Annotated in this window: 16 protein-coding genes; 3 read left to right on the forward strand and 13 right to left on the reverse strand. The window is 73.2% G+C overall.

Translation table 11 applies throughout. The features are described 5' to 3' along the window. Positions 1-22: 22 nt before the first annotated feature. The 3 genes from ACZ5ID_RS12295 to ACZ5ID_RS12305 form a co-directional block, all read right to left on the reverse strand. The gene (locus ACZ5ID_RS12295) at positions 23-1,882 is read right to left on the reverse strand and encodes an acetolactate synthase large subunit (protein ID WP_468896506.1); all 1,860 of its coding nucleotides are present in this window, start codon (positions 1,880-1,882) and stop codon (positions 23-25) included. Positions 1,883-2,110: 228 nt separating this feature from the next. Further along, positions 2,111-4,963, reverse strand: coding sequence for a putative bifunctional diguanylate cyclase/phosphodiesterase (locus tag ACZ5ID_RS12300; RefSeq protein ID WP_468896509.1), 2,853 nt, complete (start codon positions 4,961-4,963; stop codon positions 2,111-2,113). A 460-nt stretch (positions 4,964-5,423) separates the two neighbouring features. Next, positions 5,424-6,362, reverse strand: coding sequence for a 2-hydroxyacid dehydrogenase (locus ACZ5ID_RS12305; protein ID WP_468896512.1), 939 nt, complete (start codon positions 6,360-6,362; stop codon positions 5,424-5,426). Between the two features lie 82 nt (positions 6,363-6,444). On the opposite strand from ACZ5ID_RS12305, the gene ACZ5ID_RS12310 reads away from it, so the two are divergent. Further along, entirely contained in the window at positions 6,445-7,443 is a 999-nt protein-coding gene (locus ACZ5ID_RS12310) for an aldo/keto reductase (protein ID WP_468896515.1), read from the forward strand. Between the two features lie 103 nt (positions 7,444-7,546). Continuing rightward, complete coding sequence (locus tag ACZ5ID_RS12315) at positions 7,547-8,704, forward strand: PQQ-dependent sugar dehydrogenase (RefSeq protein WP_468896518.1); 1,158 nt, start codon at positions 7,547-7,549, stop codon at positions 8,702-8,704. Positions 8,705-8,731: 27 nt separating this feature from the next. On the opposite strand, the gene ACZ5ID_RS12320 is transcribed toward ACZ5ID_RS12315, so the two are convergent. Next, positions 8,732-11,839, reverse strand: coding sequence for a helix-turn-helix transcriptional regulator (locus tag ACZ5ID_RS12320; protein WP_468896522.1), 3,108 nt, complete (start codon positions 11,837-11,839; stop codon positions 8,732-8,734). A 19-nt stretch (positions 11,840-11,858) separates the two neighbouring features. After that, positions 11,859-12,038, reverse strand: a complete 180-nt coding sequence (locus ACZ5ID_RS12325; protein WP_468896525.1) for a hypothetical protein — start codon at positions 12,036-12,038, stop codon at positions 11,859-11,861. A 268-nt stretch (positions 12,039-12,306) separates the two neighbouring features. Between ACZ5ID_RS12325 and ACZ5ID_RS12330 the strand changes: the two genes are divergently transcribed. Then, the gene (locus ACZ5ID_RS12330) at positions 12,307-13,008 is read left to right on the forward strand and encodes an SIMPL domain-containing protein (RefSeq protein WP_468896528.1); all 702 of its coding nucleotides are present in this window, start codon (positions 12,307-12,309) and stop codon (positions 13,006-13,008) included. A gap of 3 nt (positions 13,009-13,011) precedes the next feature. On the opposite strand, the gene ACZ5ID_RS12335 is transcribed toward ACZ5ID_RS12330, so the two are convergent. The 8 genes from ACZ5ID_RS12335 to gatC all read right to left on the reverse strand — a co-directional run bounded on the left by ACZ5ID_RS12335 (position 13,012) and on the right by gatC (position 20,961). Continuing rightward, the gene (locus ACZ5ID_RS12335) at positions 13,012-13,620 is read right to left on the reverse strand and encodes a hypothetical protein (RefSeq protein WP_468896531.1); all 609 of its coding nucleotides are present in this window, start codon (positions 13,618-13,620) and stop codon (positions 13,012-13,014) included. Between the two features lie 71 nt (positions 13,621-13,691). Then, on the reverse strand, positions 13,692-14,249 hold the full coding sequence (locus tag ACZ5ID_RS12340; RefSeq protein ID WP_468896534.1) for a GNAT family N-acetyltransferase: 558 nt from the start codon (positions 14,247-14,249) through the stop codon (positions 13,692-13,694). 39 nt (positions 14,250-14,288) lie between these two features. Continuing rightward, entirely contained in the window at positions 14,289-16,502 is a 2,214-nt protein-coding gene (locus ACZ5ID_RS12345) for an MMPL family transporter (RefSeq protein ID WP_468896537.1), read from the reverse strand. A 232-nt stretch (positions 16,503-16,734) separates the two neighbouring features. Next, positions 16,735-17,247 (reverse strand): hypothetical protein, encoded by a 513-nt coding sequence (locus tag ACZ5ID_RS12350; protein WP_468896540.1) that lies wholly within the window; start codon positions 17,245-17,247, stop codon positions 16,735-16,737. A 157-nt stretch (positions 17,248-17,404) separates the two neighbouring features. Further along, positions 17,405-18,913, reverse strand: a complete 1,509-nt coding sequence (gene gatB / locus ACZ5ID_RS12355) for an Asp-tRNA(Asn)/Glu-tRNA(Gln) amidotransferase subunit GatB (protein WP_468896543.1) — start codon at positions 18,911-18,913, stop codon at positions 17,405-17,407. A gap of 17 nt (positions 18,914-18,930) precedes the next feature. Beyond that, entirely contained in the window at positions 18,931-19,170 is a 240-nt protein-coding gene (locus tag ACZ5ID_RS12360; RefSeq protein WP_468896545.1) for a hypothetical protein, read from the reverse strand. Next, complete coding sequence (gene gatA / locus ACZ5ID_RS12365; protein ID WP_468896548.1) at positions 19,167-20,660, reverse strand: Asp-tRNA(Asn)/Glu-tRNA(Gln) amidotransferase subunit GatA; 1,494 nt, start codon at positions 20,658-20,660, stop codon at positions 19,167-19,169. The genes ACZ5ID_RS12360 and gatA overlap by 4 nt, the downstream gene beginning before the upstream one ends. 4 nt (positions 20,661-20,664) lie before the next feature. Further along, complete coding sequence (gene gatC, locus ACZ5ID_RS12370; protein ID WP_003966094.1) at positions 20,665-20,961, reverse strand: Asp-tRNA(Asn)/Glu-tRNA(Gln) amidotransferase subunit GatC; 297 nt, start codon at positions 20,959-20,961, stop codon at positions 20,665-20,667. Between the last annotated feature and the right edge of the window lie 488 nt (positions 20,962-21,449).

The raw sequence follows: 21,449 nt of genomic DNA on the forward strand, positions 1-21,449 counted from the left end.
GTGGCGGTCTCTCTCTGCTCTCTCAGTCGTCTTCGTTGTCGCCGAAGTCGGGACGGACGCCCCGGGCGGCCATGACCTCGTCGTTGGAGGTGCCGGCGGCGACCATCGGCCACACCTGGGCGTCCTCGTGGACGATGAAGTCGACGACGACCGGGCGGTCGTTGATCGAGTTGGCCTCCTCGATCGCCTTGTCCAGGTCCTCCGGGCGCTCGCAGCGGATCGCGTAGCAGCCCATCGCCTCCGACAGCTTGACGAAGTCCGGGACGCGGGTGCCGGCGCTCGGCTCCTTGCCGGTGGCCCCGGGGCCGCTGTGCAGCACGGTGTTGGAGTAACGCTGGTTGTAGAAGAGGGTCTGCCACTGGCGGACCATCCCGAGGGCGCCGTTGTTGATGATGGCGACCTTGATCGGGATGTTGTTGAGCGCACACGTGGTGAGCTCCTGATTGGTCATCTGGAAGCAGCCGTCGCCGTCGATCGCCCAGACCGGGCGGTCCGGCATACCGGCCTTGGCGCCCATGGCCGCCGGGACCGCGTACCCCATCGTTCCGGCGCCGCCGGAGTTCAGCCAGGTGGCGGGGCGCTCGTAGTTGATGAAGTGGGCGGCCCACATCTGGTGCTGGCCGACGCCCGCCGCGAAGATGGTGTCGGCGGGGGCGAGTTCACCGATGCGCTGGATGACCTGCTGCGGCGAGAGGCTGCCGTCGTCCGGCTGGTCGTAGCCGAGCGGATAGGTCTCGCGCCACCGGTTCAGGTCGTTCCACCAGGCGGTGTAGTCGCCCGTGTGGCCCTCGGTGTGCTCGGCCTGGACCGCCTGGACCAGATCGGCGATGACCTCGCGGGCGTCGCCCACGATCGGCACGTCGACCTCGCGGTTCTTGCCGATCTCGGCCGGGTCGATGTCCGCGTGGATGATCTTCGCGTACGGGGCGAAGCTGTCCAGCTTGCCGGTGACCCGGTCGTCGAAGCGGGTGCCGAGCGCGATCAGCAGGTCGGACTTCTGGAGCGCGGTGACGGCGGTGACCGCGCCGTGCATACCGGGCATCCCCACGTGCAGCGGGTGGCTGTCGGGGAAGGCGCCGAGCGCCATCAGGGTGGTGGTGACGGGCGCCCCGGTCAGCTCCGCGAGGACCTTCAGCTCGGCGGTGGCGCCGGCCTTCAGGACGCCGCCGCCGACGTACAGCACCGGGCGCTTCGCCTGGACGATCAGCTTGGCGGCCTCGCGGATCTGCTTGGCGTGCGGCTTGGTCACCGGGCGGTAGCCCGGCAGGTCCATGTGCGGCGGCCAGGAGAAGGTGGTGCGGGCCTGGAGGGCGTCCTTGGCGATGTCGACCAGGACCGGGCCCGGGCGGCCGGTGGAGGCGATGTGGAAGGCCTCGGCGATGGTGCGCGGGATGTCCTCGGCCTTGGTGACCAGGAAGTTGTGCTTGGTGATCGGCATGGTGATGCCGACGATGTCCGCCTCCTGGAAGGCGTCGGTGCCGATCGCCTTGGAGGAGACCTGGCCCGTGATCGCGACCAGCGGGACGGAGTCCATGTGGGCGTCGGCGATCGGCGTGACCAGGTTGGTGGCACCGGGGCCGGAGGTCGCCATGCAGACGCCGACCTTGCCGGTGGCCTGCGCGTAGCCGGTGGCGGCGTGGCCGGCGCCCTGCTCGTGGCGGACCAGGACGTGACGGACCCGGGTGGAGTCCATCATCGGGTCGTACGCCGGGAGGATGGCGCCGCCCGGAATGCCGAAGACGGTCTCGGCCCCGACTTCCTCAAGAGAGCGGATGAGGGACTGCGCGCCCGTGACGTGCTCGACGGGTGCGGAGTGGTGTCCGCCGTTACGGGCCCGCGGCTGCGGATGGTGGGCCCCGGTGGCCTGCTCGGTCATCGGCATTCTCTTCTCGAAGCTGAGGGTTTATGCGGGGGTTTGGTCGAGATCGCTGTCGTGCTTCAGGGGTGCCAGTGCAACAAAAAACCCCTCGTGCCGTGAGGCAAGCGAGGGGAGCGCGTCGGGAGTGGTCCACTGGGCCCGCGTGGGGGCCCGGCTTCAGCCGACGCGCTGTCCAAGTACGAGAATTCGGGTGCGCATGGCAATGACCCTCCCCCCGGCGCCCCGGACGTGTCAAGTGGGTGGGACGGGTGTCTCACTATTTGAGTGATTGACCCGCACGGAGGGCAGCTTCCGGCCGCTGAGCACGGGCAGTACGGCGGCCCCGCCGGGCACCGGGAACGTGCCCCGCACCAGGGCCCGGCGCAGCCGGTACTCGTCCAGCGGCCCGGAGAAGGCCATGCCCTGTCCGTGTGTGCATCCCATCGCCCGCAGCGCCATCACCTGCTCCGGTACGTCCACACCGTCGGCCACGGACTGCATCCCCAGGTCGCAGGCGATCCGCAGCAGCCCGCTGGTGATCTTGTGCAGCCGGGCGGACTCGACCACGCCCTCGACCAGTCCCCTGTCCAGTTTCAGTACGTCGATGGGGAGCCGGCGCAGGGCGTTGATCGCCGCGTAGCCGCTGCCGAAGCCGTCCAGGGCGATCCGTACGCCGAGCCGGCGCAGGCTCACCAGGCGGCGCTCCAGCTCGTCGAAGGAGATCCTGGGGTCGCTGTCGGACAGCTCGATCACCAGGGCGCCCGAGGGCAGTCCGTACCTGGTCAGCAGGGCTTCCACCGAGCCGAGCGGCATGGACTTGTCCAGCAGGCGGCGGGCCGGCAGGCGCACCGCGACCGGGGCGTGGTGCCCGGCCGCGCGGCGCTCGGCGGCCTGCGCGACGGCCTCTTCCAGGAGCCAGCGGCCGAGCTCCGTGGTGCGCTCGCTGTCCTCGGCGACCCGCAGGAATTCGGCCGGGGTGAAGAGGATCCCCTGCGCGGATCTCCAGCGCGGCTGCGCGGCCACGGCGGCCACCCGCCCGGTGGTGAGGTCGACCACCGGCTGGTGCAGCAGTGCGAACTCGCCCTCGTGCAGCGCGGTGCGCAGCCGGGCGGCGATCTCGGTCTTGCGGACCACCTCGGCCTGCATCTGCGGCACGTACATCTCGACGCGGTTCTTGCCGCCGGACTTGGCGCGGTACATCGCGAGGTCGGCGTTGCGCATCAGCTCGCGGGCGCCGACGTCGCGCTCGGCGAAGGCGACCCCGATGGAGGCCGCGACCCGGACCTCGTTGCCGTCGATCTGGTACGGCTGCGAGAGCGTCAGACGCAGCCGGTCGGCGATCTCGTACACCTGGCGCTGGCGGGCCGCCCGGTCCCGGCCGCCGTCGCCGAGGATCAGCGCGGCGAACTCGTCGCCGCCGAGGCGGGCGGCGGTGTCGCCGGCCCGGACCGAGTCCTGGAGGCGGCGGGCCGCCTGGATCAGCAGTTCGTCACCGGCCTGGTGGCCGATGGTGTCGTTGACCTGCTTGAAGCCGTCGAGGTCGATGAAGAGCACCGCGGTGCCGGGGTCGGAGGCGCGCCGGCCGCTCAGGGCCTGGCGCACCCGCTCGGTGAACAGGGCTCTGTTGGGCAGGTCGGTGAGCGGGTCGTGCTCGGCGTTGTGCTGCAACTGGGCCTGAAGACGCACCCGTTCGGTGACGTCCCGGCTGTTGAGGATGAGGCCGCCCTGGTGGCGGTTGATGGTCGACTCCACGTTCAGCCACTCGCCGGTGCCCGACTTGAAGCGGCACTCGATCCGGGTGGTCGGCTCCTCCAGCGGGGGCGCGGCCAGAAAGCGCCGCACCTCGTGCACGACCCGGCCCAGGTCCTCGGGGTGGATGAGGGAGGCCAGCTCGGAGCCGACGAGGTCCTCCGCGTCCCGTCCGTAGACGCCCGCGGCGGCGGGGCTCACATAGCGCAGTATCCCGGTGGGCGCGGCGATCATGATGACATCGCTGGAGCCCTGCACCAGGGAGCGGAAGTGGTTCTCCTTCTGGGCCAGTTCATGGGTCAGGGCGATGTTGTCCACCAGCATGATCGCCTGGCGCACCACGAGCGCCAGCACCACCGTGCACCCGGTGAAGACGACCACACGGTCCACCCGGCGGCCCTCGATCACGTTGTAGAGGATGCCCAGCGTGCACACCGCGGCGGCGAGGTACGGCGTGAGCGCGCCCAGGGAGCCGGCGATGGGCCGGGTCGCCGGGGGCGCGCCGGGTCGCCGGGGCGGGGGCGGCGGTGCGGACGGCCGGGCGGCGGTGCACCTGCGGGCCACCCACGGCGCGTAGGCGAGCAGCAGCGAGGCGGCGAACCAGCCGGCGTCCAGGAGCTGGCCGGAGCGGTAGTGATCATGCAGCAGCGGTGAGGTGTACAGGGCGTCGCACAGCACGGTCAGGGCGAGCGCGGCGATGGCCGTGTTGATCGCCGACCGGTTGGCGGAGGAGCGCCGGAAGTGCAGCGCGAGCACCATGCTCACCAGCACGATGTCGAGCAGCGGATAGGCGAGGGCCAGCGCGGCCCTCGCGACGCTCTCGCCCTGGAAGTGCGCGGTGTGCGCGAGGGCCAGGCTCCACGAGAGGGTCAGCAGCGAGCCGCCGATCAGCCAGGAGTCCAGCACCAGGCAGACCCAGCCGGCCCGGGTGACCGGGCGCTTGGCCAGCACCAGGAGACCGATGATCGCGGGCGGCGCGAAGAGCAGGAAGAACAGGTCGGCCAGGGAGGGCGACGGGACCGGGTGCTCCAGCACCACCTGGTACCACCCCCAGACTCCGTTGCCGCTCGCCGCCATGGCGGAGGAGAACGAGAACAGCAGCCACGCGGGCCGAAAGCGGCTCTCCCCCTCCTCGGCGCCTCCGCGCGCGTAGAGGAAGCAGGAGACCGAGGCCGCCGTCGCCGCGGCGCTCAGCCCGAAGTCCCCCATCACATCGGCGACTTCCGAGGATCCCCAGCCGAGCGCCGCCCCCGTGGCGTACCCCGCGCAGATCACCGCGAGGACGAGCTGGGAGACCAGGCCCGTGCCGCCGTCGGGCAGCGGCCGGTTCGGCAGCACCGCCCCCGGGGCGTTCACCGGGCCCCTCCGGACCGGGACACGGTACGGATACGGGGCGCGGGGCGGCTCGCCCGGCCGGGCGGGTGGGCCCGTGCGGCCGGGCCGGGGGCCGCGGAAGGCGGACGGGCCGCCTGCGCCGGCGGCCGGGGCCGGGCCGGCACCCGGGTGCGGGCCCGGCCCCGGACCCTGGGCCGGGTGCGGGCCCCCAGAAGTCCCGCTCGTGTGCCTCGGGGTAGCCGTCGACGGCTCCGTCGCGTCGGATCGCTGGTCCATTGGCCGTGCATCGCCCGTCGCCCCCCTCGCTGTGACTTTCGCTCCCCCGCGCTCGGACACGCGGCGCAGCCCCCGGTCGGGACGATACACCAGTCTCGTCACTCAGGGACATAGTTCCTCTACGCTCCGTGACGGCGAAGGCAGTTGAGGATACGGATCGCACGCGTACCACTGCGCAGAGTTGCCAATCGAAGGCGGGGCGGCCCTACGCGATCGTCATGACCACGTTGTCGAGCGGCTGCCCGGCCGCGTACCGGGTCAGCTGACGGGCCAGCAACGCCTTCGCGCGCGGCAGGAACGCCGATGTCGAGCCCCCGACATGGGGAGTGATGAGAACGTTCGGCGCGTGCCACAGCGGGTGTCCGGCGGGCAGCGGCTCCGGATCGGTGACGTCGAGGGCGGCGCGGACCCGTCCGCTCTTCAGCTCCGCGAGGAGCGCCTCGGTGTCCACGACCGGACCCCGGGCGACATTCACCAGCAGGGCGCCGTCCTTCATGCGGCCCAGGAAGTCTGCGTCCGCCAGGTGCTTCGTCTGCTCGGTGAGGGGTGTGGAGAGGACCACCACGTCGGCTTCCGGGAGGAGCGCGGACAGTTCGGTGAGGGGATGCACTGGGCCGCGCGCAGTCGTGCGCCGGGAGCGCGCCACGCGCGCCACCCGGGCGCACTCAAAGGGCGCGAGCCGGTCCTCGATGGCCGCGCCGATCGATCCGTACCCCACGATCAGCACCGACTTGTCGGCCAGCGCGGGGTAGAACCCGGACCTCCACTCCTCCTTCTCCTGACCCGCCACGAACGACGGGATGCCGCGCAGCGACGCCAGGATCAGGGCGAGGGTGAGCTCGGCGGTGGACGCCTCGTGCACACCGCGCGCGTTGCAGATCCGCACGCCCGGCGCCAGCGAGCCGAGACCCGGCTGTACGTGGTCGATGCCGGCCGACAGCGTCTGGACCACGCGGACGCCGCTCATCGCGGCGAGCGGCCGGACGGCGATGTCCGCGCCCTTCATGTACGGGACCACGTAGAAGGCGCAGTCGGCGGGGTCGGCGGGGAAGTCCGCGCCGCCGTCCCACAGGCGGTAGGAGAGGCCGTCGGGGAGGCCCGGGATCTCATCGGCGGGGAGGGGGAGCCACACGTCTGCAGTCATGCCCGGAGGCTATGTCAGGACCGGCCGGGGCCAGAGGTTAGTTTGGGGGCCACACCCAGGGCGGTCGGAGGGGTACGGGGAGTTGGAGCGCAGGACTATCGGTGCGTCGGCCCTGGAGGTGGGCGCGATCGGCCTCGGCTGTATGCCGATGAGCTGGGCGTACACCGCGTCGCAGCGGCGTGGGGAGCGCTCGCTGCGCGCTGTGCACGCGGCCCTCGACGCCGGGTCCTCGCTGCTGGACACGGCGGACATGTACGGGCCGTTCACCAATGAGCTGCTGGTGGGCCGGGCGCTGAAGGAGCGCCGGGGCGAGGCGTTCCTCGCCACCAAGTGCGGGCTGCTGGTGGGCGGTGACGCGCATGTGGTGGCCAACGGGCGGCCCGGCTATGTGAAGCGGGCCTGCGACGCCTCGCTGCGGCGCCTCCAGACGGATGTGATCGACCTCTACCAGCTGCACCGGGCCGACCCCGAGGTGCCGGTCGAGGAGACCTGGGGCGCGATGGCGGAGCTGGTGACGGCGGGCAAGGTGCGGGCGCTCGGAGTGTGCGCGACGGGGGCGCCGGTGTCGCGGAGGGCGGGTCCTCCGCACGAGGTGACGATACGTCAACTGGAGCGGGTGCAGCAGGTCTTCCCCGTCAGCGCCGTCCAGGCCGAGCTGTCGGTGTGGGCGCGCGGGGCGCTGGACACGCTGCTGCCGTGGTGCGCCGCGCGGGGCGTGGGCTTCCTGGCCGCGATGCCGCTCGGCAGCGGCTTCCTCTCCGGCACGCTCACCCCGGGCCAGGGGTTCGAGCCCGACGACGTCCGGGCCCGCCACCCCCGTTTCACCGCCGAGATGATGGCGGCCAACCAGCCCGTGGTGGCGGGGCTGCGCCGGGTCGCCGCCCGCCACGGGGAGGGCGTGACCCCGGCGCAGGTCGCGCTGGCCTGGCTGCTGGGGCGGGGTCCGCACGTCATCCCGGTACCGGGCACCAAGTGCGAGGAGTGGGCGCGGGAGAACGCCGCGGCGGCGGGGCTGGTGCTGACGGCCCGGGACGAGGCGGAGATCGAACGGCTGCCCGAGGCTCGGGGGTCCTGGGACTGAGGGTGGTCCCGGGAACCGGGGGCCGGAGAGGTGCGCGGGAGCCCGGCCGGGCCGGGCGGTGTCAGTACGGTAGGGACCGCAGCCGCTCGAAAGGAAGCGAACCGTGCAACGTCCCCCTGTGACGGCCCTGTTGGCCGCTGCCGTGCTGGTGCTCGCGGCCGGGTGCTCGTCCGGGACCGCGCCGCGGCCCGACGGCGGCGTCCACTCGTCGCCCGCCCCGGCATCCCCCAGGCCCTCCCCCTCGGCGTCCGGCGCCGCCCTCCCGCCCGCGAAGGGCTCGGTGAAGGTCGTGCGAACCGTGGCCCGGGACCTGAAGTCGCCCTGGGGTGTGGCCCCGCTGCCCGACGGGGGCCTGCTGGTCGCCTCGCGCGACGCCGGCACGGTCAGCCGGGTCGACGCTGCGGGCGGGCAGACCCTGGTCGGCACGGTCCCGGGCGTCCAGCCCGGCGGCGAGGGCGGGCTGCTCGGCCTCGCCCTCTCCCCCGCGTTCGCCTCGGACCACCAGGTGTACGCGTACTTCACCACCGCGTCCGACAACCGCGTCGCCCGCATGATCTACGACGAGAAGCGCCCGCCGGGCGACCAGCTGGGCGCGCCCGACACCATCCTGCGGGGCATCCCCAAGGGCACCATCCACAACGGCGGCCGGATCGCCTTCGGGCCGGACAAGATGCTGTACGTGGGCACCGGCGAGACCGGCGACCGGGGCCTGGCCCAGGACAAGAAGTCGCTGGGCGGCAAGATCCTGCGGATGACGCCGGACGGGCAGCCGGTGCACGGCAACCCCGAGGCCGACTCGGTGGTGTACTCGTACGGCCACCGCAATGTGCAGGGTCTCGCCTGGGACGCCGCCGGGCGGCTGTGGGCCTCGGAGTTCGGCCAGGACACCTGGGACGAGCTCAATCTCATCGGGCCGGGCGAGAACGACGGCTGGCCGCTGGTCGAGGGCAGGGGGAACAGGCCGGGGTTCGTGGACCCGGTGGAGCAGTGGCGGACCGCGGACGCCTCACCGAGCGGGGTGGCGTACGCGGCGGGGAGCATCTGGGTGGCGTCCCTGCGCGGTGAGCGGCTGTGGCGCGTCCCGCTGGACGGCACCAAGCCGCTGGCGCCGCCCCAGGCGTTCCTGACGTCCACGTACGGCCGGCTGCGCACGGTGGTGGCCACGGGGCCGCACACCCTGCTCCTGGTGACCAGCCGGACGGACGGCCGGGGCACCCCCAAGCCGGGCGACGACAGGATCCTGGAGCTGGAGGTCACGTGACGCGGCCGTGGCGTGACGCGGCCGGGTTCAGGCCGCGCTCCGGGTGAAGAGGTTGAGCCGGTGCGCCAGCGCCGCGGCCTCGCCCCGGCCCGAGACGCCGAGCTTGGCCAGGATGTTGGAGACGTGCACGCTGGCCGTCTTCGGGGAGATGTACAGCTCCTCGGCGATCTGGCGGTTGCTGTGCCCCGCGGCGACCAGGCGCAGGACGTCCTGCTCCCGGCTGGTCAGACCGAGGGCCCCGGCCGGGTCGTCGGCCTCGTCCGGGACGGCCGGCTCCTGCGGACCGGTGAACGGCAGCCGGGCCCGGCGGGCCAGCAGCTCCAGCTCCTCCGCCAGCGGCCGGGCCCCCAGCCGTACGGCGGCGGAGTGCGACTGCCGCAGCAGGGTGGCGACGGTGTCGCGCCGGTTGCCCTCGGCGAGGAGCGCGGCGGCCCAGCGGTGGCAGACCAGGGCGAGGTCGTACGGGCGCTCCAGCGGCTGGAGGGCCGCGGCGGCGGCCTCCCAGCGGGCCGCGTCGTCCCGGCCCTCGGCGCGGGCCAGGTCCGCCTCGACGCGCAGGGCGTGCGCCTTGGCCAGCGGGCTCGGCGTCGGCATCGTCCGGGCCGCCGAGCGGATCAGGGCCAGTGCCTCGGCCCGGCCGTCCCCGGCGGCGGGCAGCCCGCGCAGATCGGCCTCCACGGCGGTGGCGGTGATCAGCAGCGGCCAGCCGTAGCGCTGGGTGCCGGGCGGGAAGCCGGCCTCCACGGCGCGGGCGAGCCCGGCGCGCGCCTCGGCGAACTGGCCCTGCCCGGCCGCGACGGCCAGCTCGATCTGGGCCACCGGCAGCGCGTTCTGGGGGATGGTGTCACGGACGCCGAAGTAGCCGACGGCCTCGGCGAGGCGGGCTGCGGCGAGGTCCAGATCGCCCCGGGCGACGGCCAGTTGGGACAGGCGCAGCGCGGCCGAGCCCCGGGGCTTGCCGCTCACACCGGAGCGCCGGACCCACTCGGCCCGCTCGGCGGCCTCGTCCCAGCGGCCGAGACCGAGCAGGGCCTCGGCCTCGTTGGCCGCGGCCCAGCACTCGCTGTCGAGCAGGCCGTACTTGCGCGCGGCCCGCACGCCCTGGGCCGCGGTCCGGGCGGACTCCTCGGAGCGGCCGACCGATTCGAGGCTGGAGGAGAGGTTCACATGGCCGCGGCACGCCTCACCGACGAGACCGAGCTCCAGCGAGCGCTCGACGACCTGACGCATCAGGCCGAGACCGCCCTCCACATCGCCCGCGTCGACCATCAGGCCTCCAAGGGTGAGCCGGGCGTTGAGCTCGGTCTCCTCGGCGTCGACCAGCCTGGCGTACTCCACGGCCCGTTCGGCGGCGGCGAGCGACTCGGGGCCGGGGCGGTGCAGCATGCCCCAGCCCGCGGCGGTGGCCAGGACCGCCGCGTGCACGGCGGACGGCGGCAGCCCGCGCACCAGCTCCTGGGCGGTGGCGATCTCGTCCCAGCCGTCGCCGCGCCCGAGGCTCTGCACCAGCTTGGACAGCTCGGTCCAGAACCAGGCGGCGCGCAGCGGGTCGCCGTGGGGGGTGCCGGGCGGGGCGTCCGCCTCCTCGGCCTCGATGATCCGCAGCGCGCGCTTGGCGATCTTCACGGCGCGTTCGCGGTCGCCGCTGAAGCGGGCCGCGACGGCGGCCTCGGCGAGCAGGTCGAGGTAGCCGAGCGGGGTGGTGGCGGGGTCGCAGGTACGGCACGAGGGGTAGGCGCCGGCGTAGTCCAGCGGGCGCAGCTCGGCGCGGACGTCGGCGGGGACCGAGTCCCACAGCTCCATCCCGCGCTCGAGCAGCCGCAGTTGCTCGGAGTAGGCGTGCCGCTTGCGGGCTTCGACGGCGGCGCGCAGCACCATGGGCAGCGCCTTGGCGGCGTCGTGCGCGGAGTACCAGTAGGTGGCCAGCCGGGTGGCGTGCTCGTCGGCGCGGACCAGCGTGGGGTCGGCCTCCAGGGCCTCGGCGTACCGGCGGTTGAGGCGGGAGCGCTCGCCGGGCAGCAGGTCGTCGCTGACGGCCTCGCGGACCAGCGAGTGCCGGAACCGGTAGCCGTCGCCGTCCTCGGTCGGCAGCAGGATGTTGGCGCCGACGGCCGCGCGCAGCGCCGCGTCGAGGGTGTCGTCGGGGAGCCGGCAGACGGCGGCGAGCAGGGGGTGCTCCACGGTGGAGCCGCCCTCGGCGAGGATGCGGACGACCAGCTGGGCGTTTTCGGAGAGCGTCTCGACCCGTACGAGCAGCAGGTCGCGCAGGGACTCGCTGAGGCCGCCGGGGGCGCAGCCCGACTCGTGGCAGACGGTCAGCTCCTCCACGAAGAAGGCGTTGCCGTCGGAGCGGGCGAAGATGTCGTCCACCAGGGCCTGGTCGGGCTCGGCGGCGAGGATCCCGGCGAGCTGGCGGCCCACCTCGCCGCGGCTGAAGCGGGACAGCTCGATGCGGCGGACCGTGCGCAGCCGGTCGAGTTCGGCGAGCAGGGGGCGCAGCGGGTGGCGGCGGTGGATGTCGTCGGCGCGGTAGGTGGCGACGACCACGAGCCGGCCGCGCCGCAGGGTGCGCAGCAGGTAGGCGAGCAGATGACGGGTGGAGGCGTCGGCCCAGTGCAGGTCCTCCAGGACCAGGACGACCGTGCGGTCGGCGGCGGTCCGCTCCAGCAGCCGTACGGTGAGCTCGAAGAGGCGGGCGGTGCCGTCCTCGCCGCTCTCCCGGCTGGCCTCGCCGAGCTCGGGCAGCAGCCGGGCCAGCTCCTCCTCCTGGCCCTCGGCCGCCGCGGCGAGCTCGTCGGGCAGCCGGCGGCGCAGGGCGCGCAGGGCGGTGGAGAAGGGGGCGAAGGGCAGTCCGTCGGCGCCGATCTCGACGCAGCCGCCGACCGCGACCACAGCGCCGGCGTCACAGGCGGCCCGGGTGAACTCCTCGATGAGCCGGGTCTTGCCGACCCCGGCCTCCCCGCCCACCAGCAACGCCTGCGGCTCGCCCGCGGTGGCGCGGGCGAGCGCATCGGTCAAGGCGGTCAGTTCTCCGGCGCGGCCGACGAACACGGGGCTGAAGGACCTGGTCTCCACAGCGCCGAGCATCGCACAGCCGTACGGTCCCGCGGCACCCGTGGTGACGATCAAGGTCATCGCTTTTCTCGCGCGGCGATCAGGCGGCGTGCGCGAAACGGTCGCGCAGATCGCGCAACTGGCCCACCCGGCCCTCCCCTTCGCGCTCCGCGTGCCGCCGGTCGCGGCGGGCCAGACGGGCCTGGCGGACCAGCCGCCGGGCGGCGGCCTCGCGGAGCAGCTCGGCCTCGTTCACCTTGTGCATCTGGTACTCGAACATCTTCGGCTCCCTGGTGCCCCTCGGAGGGGCTCTGGTTGGTGGTTCATCGCTTCTTGCGATGCCCCAACTCTCGTCTCCCAGGGGGCTTCGGGACATCGGGAGAGTGACGCATCCCGGCGGGGCGGGGGCCTTAGATCCGCGGCGGCCCACCGGCCCCGGCGAACGGGCCTAAGGCAGCGGGCTTAGAAGCGCGGTGGACGCCTTACGGATGTCCCGGGAGGCGCGCCGGTGGAAGAGTGGGCCGCACCCAGCGACCCAGGGAGCAGACATGACCCAGCCGTCCCCGCACCTGCCCTACGGCACCCCCGAGACGCCCCGGATCGCGGTCCGGGGCGAGGCCTTGCTCGAAGTCGACCCGGAGATCGCCGGGCTCTCGGTGACGGTCACCGCGCGCGGCACCGACCGGCGCACCGCCCTGGAGGACCTCACCCGCCGCAACGCGGCCGTCCTCGACCTCGTGAAGTCGTACGGGGAGGCGGTCGAGCAGGTGGAGACGGGTTCGTTCTCGGTCGGCCCCGAACTGGGCAGGCACGGCCGGGGCGAGCGCGTGCGCGCGTACCGCGGGCAGGTGCGGGTGACGGTGGAGCTCGGCGACTTCACGGCGCTCGGCGAACTGGCCGCGCGGCTGGCCGCCCTGGAGCTGACGCAGGTCGTCGGCCCCTGGTGGGCCCTGCGCCCGGCCTCCGAGGCGTACGGCAGGGCCCGCCGCCGGGCCGTCGAGCAGGCGGTGGAACGCGCCCGCGAGTACGCAGCGGCGCTCGGCAGCGAGCTGGTGGCGCTGCTGGAACTGGCCGACGAGGACGCCGAGGACGCACAGCCGTACGCGATGGCGGCCCCCGGGAGGATGCGCGCGGGCGGATACGGCGGCGGCGCCCCGGAGAGCGTCCCCGAGCTCGATCTGGCGCCTCAGCGCCAGACCGTGACCGCCACCGTGCTGGCCCGCTTCACGATGGCGCCCCCGGCGCTCTGAGGCTCAGGAGCCGGTCGAGGGCAGCGTGGCGAACAGGTCGAAGTACATGCCGACGGAGAGCAGCAGGCCGATCGCGCCGAGGACGAGACCGCCGAGCGCGACCGCCCGGACCCAGACCGGCCGCGGCTGGGCTTCGGGGGCGCCGAACGCCGGGCGGGCCAGGACGAAGGCGCCGACCAGCAGGGCGAGCAGCGCGAAGCCGCCGTTGACGGCGGCGGTGGTGTGCCAGGAGTCGCCGTAGATCTCGTGGATCTGCGCGGAGGCCGAACCGCCCTGGGCGGTCTTGATCTGGCCGAGCAGGGTCTCGCGCTCGGAGAGGACCTTGCCCGTCCAGGTGCCGGTGAGCGAGGCGAGGCCGAGCGCCGCGGAGACGACGGCGGCGGCGCCGGCCCCGATGCCCGTACGCGGGGGCGCGGCGGGCGGCGCCCCGTCGCCGGGCTCGCCGCCGTCCTCGTCCTCGGCCCCGGCGTGCCCGTCCGGGGCCCCGGACGCCTCCACGGGGGTGTCGGCAGTGGTCTCGGCGGGGGTGGTCGCGGGCTGTGCGGCAGCCGTCGCCTCGGCGTCGGCCTCGTGGTCGGTGTCGGTGGTGGTGGTGGCGGGGGTGACAGTCATGCCGGCGACGGTAGGCGGCCTTTCTGAGAGGCGTCTGAACACCGCGCCGGGTCCGCCCGGACACCCGTGCCTCAGGTCGCGGCGCGCGCCCGCCACTCGTGGGCCAGGAGCGACCACACCTCGGTGTCCTGGCGCTCGCCCCGGTAGGGGTAGTTCTCCCGCAGCACCCCGTCCCGTGTCATCCCCAGCCGCTTGGCCACGTTGACGCTGGCGGTGTTGCCGGAGGCGGCGAGCCACTCCACGCGGTGGATCCCGCGCTCGTGGACGGCCCAGTCGATCAGCACCCGGACCGCCCGGGTGACCAGCCCGCGCCCGACCGCCGACTCCTCCAGCCAGCAGCCGGCCTCGGCGGTGCCGAGCCGGGCGTCGAAGGTACGGAAGAGGACGCCGCCGACCAACGTCCCGTCCGCCCAGATGCCGTAGAGCCGCCCGGTGTCGGCCGCGGCCTTGTCGGCGTACGACTGGAGGAAGGCGCGCGCCGCGTCGAGGTCCTGGCACACCTCGGCGAGCATGATGAACCGGCCGATGAAGTCACGCCCCCGGTCGATGTGGGCGAGGTACTCCTCGGCGTGGTACGGCTCCAGGGGCCGCAGCTCGGCGCCGTCGTCCCCCAGCGATATCGCGAACATCCCGCTCCTTCACGTCTGTCGTCTCGTCACCGCGCGCGCCTAAGGCCGGCCGGCGAGTTCGTCGGCCCGCTCGGGGGCGTGCCGCGCCGAAATCGTCGCACGGCGGCACTCGGGCGGTTCGATGCTGATCCGGGGAAGCCACCGCTCCAGCCGGCCGGGCAGCCACCAGTTGGCGCCACCGAGCAGGTGCATCAGGGCCGGCACCAGCAGGGTGCGCAGGACGAACGCGTCGAGGGCGACGGCCGCCGCGAGGGCGATGCCGAACATGGCGATCACCCGGTCACCGCTGAGCACGAAGGCCAGGAAGACCGAAATCATGATCACGGCGGCCGAGTTGATCACCCGGCTGGTCTCGGCGAGGCCGACCCGGACCGCCCGCCGGTTGTCGCCGGTCTCCAGCCACTCCTCGTACATCCGGCTGACCAGGAAGACCTGGTAGTCCATGGAGAGTCCGAAGAGCACCGAGACCATGATCACGGGCAGGAAGGGCTCGATCGGGCCGGACCGGCCCAGGCCCAGGAGCTCGCTGCCCCACCCCCACTGGAAGACGGCGACGACGATGCCGAACGCGGAGGCCACCGCCATCACGTTCATCGCGGCGGCCTTGAGCGGTATGCCCAGGGAGCGGAAGGCGAGGAGCAGCAGGACGCAGCCGAGGGCGATCACCACGCCGACGAAGAGCGGCAGCTTCCCGACGATCACCCCCGCGAAGTCGTCGTAGCTCGCGGTCACCCCGCCCACCCGGACGTCGAGCGAGGTGCCCTTCCCGGCGGCCGGCAGCACCTTCTCCCGCAGCCGGTCGACGAGGGCGCTGGTGTCCTCGGACTGCGGCGCCGAGTCGGGCACCACGGTGAGCACGGCCGTGTCACCGCCGGCGTTGTACGTCACCGGGCTCACCGAGGCGACACCCTGGGCTGCCCTCAGCACGGCGGACAGCCGGTCCATGGCGAGCCGGTCGTCGGCGCCGTCGAGCTTCGCGGCGAGGGTGAGCGGCCCGTTGACGCCGGGGCCGAATCCGTCGGCGAGCAGGTCGTAGGCGGTGCGGGTGGTCGACTTCGCGGGGTTGTTGCCCTGGTCGGAGGTGCCCAGGTGGAGCGAGAGGGTGGGCAGCGCGAGCAGCAGCATCACCGCGGCGGCGACCGCGCCGAGCAGCCTGGGGCGGCGCTCGACGAACGCGGACCAGCGGGCCGCGAAGCCGGTGGGCAGCTCCGGCCGGGGCCCGTGCTCGGCGAGCCGGCGGCGCTCGCGGCGGCTGAGCGCCCGCGTCCCGATGAGGGAGAGCAGCGCGGGCAGCAGTGTCACGGACGCGGCGACGGTGAGCACGACGGTCAGCGAGGCGGCGACGGCCACCCCGTTGAGGAAGCCGAGGCGCAGGGTGAGCATGCCGAGCAGGGCGATGCAGACGGTCGCCCCCGCGAAGACCACGGCCCGCCCGGTGGTCGCCGCGGCCCGGGTCGCGGCCTCGTCGACGCGGAGCCCCCGGCGCAGGCCGCGGCGGTGCCGGGTGACGATGAACAGGGCGTAGTCGATGCCGACACCGAGCCCGATGAGCAGGCCGAGCATGGGCGCGAAGTCGGCGACGGCCATGGCGTGGCCGAGCAGCCCGATGCCCGCGTAGGCGGTCCCGACGGAGACCACGGCGGTCACGAGGGGCAGGACGCTGGCGGCGAGCGAGCCGAAGGCGAGGAAGAGCACGACGGCCGCGACGGCCACGCCGACGAGTTCGCTCAGGTGGCCGGAGCCGGACTCGGTGAGTGCGGCGGCGCTGCCGCCGACGGCGACGCGCAGGCCCTCGGCGGAGGCCGCGCGGGCGGTGTCGACGACGGCTCGGGCCTGGGACCTGGGAAGCGCGTCGGCGGTGTGGTCGAAGGTCACCAGGGCGTACGCGGTGCGCCCGTCGGCGCTGATCCGCGCGCCGCCGTCGCGGCCGTACGGGCCGGTCACGGAGGCCACCCCGGGAAGCTCGGCGACCGCGCGGAGGGTCCGGGACATGCGCTGCTGTACGTCGGGGGCGCGCACCGAGCCGGTGGCGGTGTGCCAGACGACGGTGTCGGTGTCGCCGCCACGGCCGCCGTGGAACCCCGCGTCGAGCAGGGCGGTGGCGCGGCCGGACTCGGTGCCGGGGACCTCGTAGTCGTTGGAGTACGCGGTACCGGCGACGGCCGTGGCGGCGGTGGCTCCGCCGAGGGCCAGGAGCCAGAGCAGGACGGTGAGTAGGCGGTGCCTGACACACCACCGTGCTATGGCTGCCACCGCGTGTGCTCCCTGGATGGTTCGTGGATCTGTGCCCGGGAAGCCGGTACGACTGCCTCTGCGCGGTGTCACTCTGGCAGCGAATAGTGATCGTTTGCCCGTTTCGTGGGCTTACTCACAGGGATATGAGGGATTACGTATGGGGCGGCGCGGGCAGAGGCGGTGGCGTCTCGCGTCTCACCGGGCGCCCGCGTGCGCGCCCTTCGCGCCCCGCCCGTGTCTCACTTGCGTCTCACTTGCGGCGGGTGCAGGTGACGAGCAGGTCCTCGGCCCCCTCACCGCGGAAGGCGAGGGTCAGGACGCCCCTGCGGTACCCCGCCTCGACGGCGGTGCCGATGCTCGACCAGCCGCCGGAGAGGGTGAGGAGCTCGGAGAACGACCGGGAGACCTTCTCCGGCATGCTGGTCAGCGTGAACGCCTCCTGGTCCTCGGACTCCGCGTCGCCGGCGGGCGCGTCGGTGCTCACCGAGAGGACGGCGCCGTCCAGCATCCACTGACCGGACATTCCACCCCATTGAGTGACAGACCAGTGCCCATCGGGATTGACCGTCAGGACGCCCTGGTGGCTCCGGTTCGAGCGGTAGGCCCACTCGCCCTTCACGAACGCCTTCAGCGCCTGTCTGCGGGGCCCCTCGGCCGCCCCCGCGCCGGTGCAGGCCGCCACCGCGCTGGCCGCCGTCCCCAGCGCCAGATAACGCAGCGCCGTACGCCGCCCCAGCACTCTTACCGCTTCTCGCCCGTCCACGCTCGGCACCCTATAGACGTTCCGGGGCCGAGGTCACCCGGCGGGAAGGTTTGGTTCCGCGTCGCGGCGGAACATGCCTCGGCCCCCGTACCACCTGGATACGGGGGCCGAGCCGGTCACGTCCTACGGACGCGGGAGAACGCGCGGGGACTCGGGGTCAGCCCTCGACGCCCAGCTTCTCCAGGATGAGCTCCTTGACGCGGGCCGCGTCCGCCTGGCCGCGCGTGGTCTTCATGACCGCGCCGACCAGTGCGCCGACGGCCTGCACCTTGCCGCCGCGGATCTTGTCCGCGATGGCCGCGTTGCCCGCGATGGCCTCGTCCACGGCCGCGCCGAGCGCGCCCTCGTCCGAGACGACCTTCAGACCGCGCTTCTCGACGACCGTGTCCGGGTCGCCCTCGCCCGCGAGGACGCCCTCGATGACCTGGCGCGCCAGCTTGTCGTTGAGGTCGCCGGAGGCCACCAGCGCCGCCACCCGGGCCACCTGGGCCGGGGTCACGGGCAGCTCGTCCAGGGCGACGCCCTGCTCGTTGGCGTTACGGGCCAGCTCGCCCATCCACCACTTGCGGGCCGCCGCGGCGTCCGCGCCCGCCTCGATCGTGGCGACGATCGGGTCGACCGCGCCCGCGTTGAGGATGGACTGCATGTCGTGCTCGGTGACGCCCCACTCCTCGCGCAGCCGGTTGCGGCGCACGCGCGGCAGCTCGGGCAGCCCCTTGCGCAGCTCCTCGACCCACTCACGGGCCGGGGCGACGGGCACGAGGTCCGGCTCCGGGAAGTACCGGTAGTCCTCGGCGTTGTCCTTGATGCGGCCCGAGGTGGTGGAGCCGTCGTCCTCGTGGAAGTGACGGGTCTCCTGCACGATGGTGCCGCCGGAGGACAGCACCGCGGCGTGGCGCTGGATCTCGAAGCGGGCCGCGCGCTCGACCGAACGCAGCGAGTTGACGTTCTTCGTCTCGCTGCGGGTGCCGAACGTCGTCGTCCCGTTCGGGCGCAGCGACAGGTTCACGTCGCAGCGCATCTGGCCCTTGTCCATCCGGGCCTCGGAGACGCCGAGCGCCCTGATGAGCTCGCGCAGCTCGGCGACGTACGCCTTGGCGACCTCGGGGGCCCGCTCGCCCGCGCCCTCGATCGGCTTGGTGACGATCTCGATGAGCGGGATGCCGGCCCGGTTGTAGTCGAGCAGCGAGTGCGAGGCGCCGTGGATGCGGCCGGTGGCACCGCCGACGTGGGTCGACTTGCCGGTGTCCTCCTCCATGTGGGCGCGCTCGATCTCCACACGGAAGATCTCGCCGTCCTCCAGCTGGACGTCCAGATAGCCGTTGAAGGCGATCGGCTCGTCGTACTGCGAGGTCTGGAAGTTCTTCGGCATGTCCGGATAGAAGTAGTTCTTCCGGGCGAAACGGCACCACTCGGCGATCTCGCAGTTGAGCGCGAGGCCGATCTTGACGGCCGACTCGACGCCGATCGCGTTGACGACCGGGAGCGAGCCGGGCAGGCCGAGGCAGGTGGGGCAGGTCTGCGAGTTGGGCTCGGCGCCCAGCTCGGTAGAACAGCCGCAGAACATCTTGGTCTTCGTACCGAGCTCGACATGGACCTCCAGGCCCATGACGGGGTCGTACGACGCGAGGGCGTCCTCGTACGAGACCAGATCAGTGACGGTCACGGTGAAAAACTTCCCTCTCAGCCCAGCAGGACGTCGTCGTCACCGATGCGCTTGAGCTCGCGCAGCAGGATGGCGACGCCGGTGGCGATGGCGGCGGCGGAGACGACGGCGTCGAGCAGCTTCAGCGTGTCGTTCTCGATGCGGGCCTTCTTGGCCTGCTTGACGACGCTGATCGCGCCGAAGGCGGTGGTGCCGATGGACAGGTACGTGCCGGCCTTGGACTTCTTGAATCCCTTGGCCTTGGTCAGTGCACTCACAGCGACGGAGCCTCCTCGAGCAGCGGGTGGCCCCACTTTTCCACGAAGGCGGCCTCGACGGCGGCACCCACCTTGTACAGGCGGTCGTCCTTCAGGGCGGGGGCGATGATCTGCAGCCCGACCGGCAGGCCGTCCTCCGGCGCGAGGCCGCAGGGCAGCGACATGGCGGCGTTGCCCGCCATGTTGGTCGGGATGGTGCACAGGTCGGCGAGGTACATCGCCATCGGGTCGTCGGCGCGCTCGCCGATCGGGAAGGCGGTGGTGGGCGTGGTCGGCGAGACGATCACGTCGACCTGCTCGAAGGCCTTCTCGAAGTCGCGCGTGATGAGCGTGCGGACCTTCTGGGCGCTGCCGTAGTACGCGTCGTAGTAGCCGGAGCTCAGCGCGTACGTACCGAGGATGACGCGGCGCTTGACCTCGTCGCCGAAGCCCGCCTCGCGGGTGAGCGCGGTGACGTCCTCGGCCGACCTCGTGCCGTCGTCGCCGACCCGCAGGCCGTAGCGCATGGCGTCGAAGCGGGCCAGGTTGGAGGAGCACTCGCTCGGCGCGATCAGGTAGTACGCGGAAAGCGCCAGGTCGAAGGAGGGGCAGTCCAGTTCGACGATCTCCGCGCCGAGCGACTTCAGCAGCTCGACCGACTCGTTGAACCGCTGGACGACACCGGCCTGGTAGTGCTCACCGGAGAACTGCTTGACGACGCCGACGCGCATCCCGGCCACCGAGCCGTTGCGGGCGGCCTCGACGACCGGCGGGACCGGCGCGTCGATGGAGGTCGAGTCGAGCGGGTCGTGCCCGGCGATGACCTCGTGCAGCAGCGCCGCGTCCAGGACCGTACGGGCGCAGGGCCCGCCCTGGTCGAGGGAGGACGAGAACGCCACCATGCCGTAGCGGGAGACCGCGCCGTAGGTCGGCTTGACGCCGACGGTGCCGGTGACGGCGGCGGGCTGGCGGATCGAGCCGCCGGTGTCCGTGCCGATGGCGAGCGGGGCCTCGTAGGAGGCGAGGGCGGCGGAGGAGCCGCCGCCGGAGCCGCCCGGGATACGGGTGAGGTCCCACGGGTTGCCGGTCGGCCCGTACGCGCTGTTCTCCGTCGACGACCCCATGGCGAACTCGTCCATGTTGGTCTTGCCGAGGATGACGACGTCGGCGGCCTTGAGGCGCTTGGTGAGCGTCGCGTCGTACGGCGGGATCCAGCCTTCGAGGATCTTGGAGCCGACCGTGGTCGGGATGCCCTCGGTGGTGAAGATGTCCTTCAGGGCGAGGGGCACGCCGGCCAGCGGGCCGAGCTTCTCGCCCCGGGCGCGCTTGTCGTCGACGGCGCGGGCCTGCGCGAGCGCGCCCTCGCGGTCGACGTGCAGGAAAGCGTGCACCTTCTCGTCGACGGCCTCGATCCGGGCCAGATGGGCCTCGGTGACCTCGACGGCCGTGAGCTCGCCGGACGCGATCCGCGCGGCGATCTCGGCGGCGGTGAGCTTGATGATGTCCGTCATGTGATTAGTCCTCCCCCAGGATCTGCGGCACCTTGAAACGCTGCTGCTCCTGGGCCGGGGCGCCGGAGAGCGCCTGCGCGGGGGTGAGCGACGGACGGACCTCGTCCGCGCGCATGACATTGGTCAGCGGCAGCGGGTGGGAGGTCGGGGGCACGTCTTGGTCGGCGACCTCGGAGACGCGGGCGACCGCGCCGATGATGTCGTCGAGCTGTCCGGCGAAGTGGTCGAGCTCTTCGCCCTTCAGCTCCAGACGCGCCAGCCGGGCGAGGTGGGCGACCTCCTCGCGCGTAATGCCAGGCATGCAGCGATCCTCAGGGGTGAGTGTGGGTGGTGTGGGGCCGGGGCCGGTGGTCCCGTGCCCGCCGGCCGCCCGGAGGGGGCGGGTCGCGCGGCGTCCGGTGCGTGCGATCGCAGGGCGCCGGAGCGTCCTCGTGACAGGGCCACGTGGACGATTCGGCGACGCGGCGAGCGTACGTGCCGGGCACCGCGCGACAGACGGGCACGGGGCCACCGGCCCCAATCCTATGGGGCCGGGTCGCCACACGACTAAACGGTTTGCGCGAGGGCCGCTGATCAGGGGCCGAGGGGGCGTGATCCCGCGGTGGGACGGGGCGGGCCGCCCGGTCCCGGGCCGCGGGGGCCGGGGTCCGCGGCGGCTTCCCGGGGCGGTCGGGGCCTCCGGCGGCGCGGCACTCCGGGCGGCCACGCTCGTCCGGGCGGCCCCGCCCGAAATGCCGTGCCCCGCACCGCCGTCGCGGCCTTACGGTGCCGTCGGGCGCGGCCGGACGG

This window comes from Streptomyces sp. NPDC031670, from assembly GCF_055580545.1.